The organism is Vibrio sp. 1874, assembly GCF_033344395.1.
Classification (GTDB): domain Bacteria; phylum Pseudomonadota; class Gammaproteobacteria; order Enterobacterales; family Vibrionaceae; genus Vibrio; species Vibrio alginolyticus.
Genome location: NZ_JAWPOR010000164.1, coordinates 1 through 1,086, shown reverse-complemented (window position 1 = coordinate 1,086; position 1,086 = coordinate 1). Strand labels below are relative to the sequence as shown.

Here is a 1,086-nt window from a genome sequence, read left to right as displayed (position 1 = left end):
GAGCATTAATTTCCAATCCATCAAGGACTTCTATGGACGCACTGGCACTGATAATGACAATGGCCGCCTACTTACTGGGTTCTGTTTCCAGTGCGGTGTTGATTTGTCGCCTGTTAAAACTGCCAGACCCTCGTAACGTTGGCTCAAACAATCCAGGCGCGACCAATGTATTGCGCATTGGCGGAAAAGGCGCGGCCGTATCGGTGTTGTTGTGCGATATGCTCAAAGGGACGATTCCAGTTTGGGGGGGGTACTTTCTTGGTATCGATCCTATCATTCTTGGCGTTATTGCTATCGCGGCGTGCCTTGGTCACATGTACCCAATTTTCTTCCACTTTAAAGGGGGTAAAGGCGTCGCTACCGCGCTTGGTGCCATTGCTCCAATTGGCTTAGACCTCACAGGCCTAGTTATGCTGACTTGGCTCTCGGTTGCAGTCCTGTTTCGCTACTCTTCCCTTGCCGCACTCGTCACTGTGTTAGTCACACCGTTTTATACTTGGATGTTCAAACCGCAATACACCCTGCCCGTTGCCATGTTGTGTTGTCTAATCGTGTTTAAACATCATCAAAACATTCGTCGTTTACTTTCGGGTGAAGAGCCTAAAATTGGTGAAAAGAAACTGACAGAAAAAAACTCGGCATAACGCCGAGTTTTTAAATGCATTTTAAGCGTGAACTTTGTTTAGGAAGCTCAACAGCATCTGATTCACAAACTCGGGCTGTTCAAGCGAACTGATATGACCCGCTTCAGGAATCTCCACCAACTCACTGCCCGTAATGCAGTCATTCATTAGGTAAGATTCAAATACCGGACGCGGCTTATCTTCTCGACCAACTGCGATCAATGTTGGCAGTGCGAATTTTTCTGCATCTTCAATCACATCACGTCGCCCAAACACCATGCGACCGATACGAGCAACTTCTACAGCTCGCTCACCTGTTAGCGATTCAAGGCTTTGTTTAAATGAAGCGACCAATTCTGGGTGAACTTGATCCGCGTTATTCGCAAAGAACAGTGGTGCAACGGCTTCGATAATAGGCCCAGGAACACCTTGAACTTGGCTGATGGTATCTAGCATCGCAAAG

The 1,086-nt window shown here is 47.5% G+C and carries 2 protein-coding genes; one reads left to right on the top strand and one right to left on the bottom strand.

From position 1 onward, the window contains the following. Nucleotides 1–32: 32 nt before the first annotated feature. The gene (gene plsY, locus R8N46_RS25340; protein ID WP_005479185.1) at nt 33–644 is read left to right on the top strand and encodes a glycerol-3-phosphate 1-O-acyltransferase PlsY; all 612 of its coding nucleotides are present in this window, start codon (nt 33–35) and stop codon (nt 642–644) included. A gap of 21 nt (nt 645–665) precedes the next feature. On the opposite strand, the gene R8N46_RS25335 is transcribed toward plsY, so the two are convergent. After that, the coding region (locus R8N46_RS25335) for an alpha/beta fold hydrolase (protein WP_412079899.1) at nt 666–1,086 on the bottom strand (421 nt) is incomplete at its 5' end.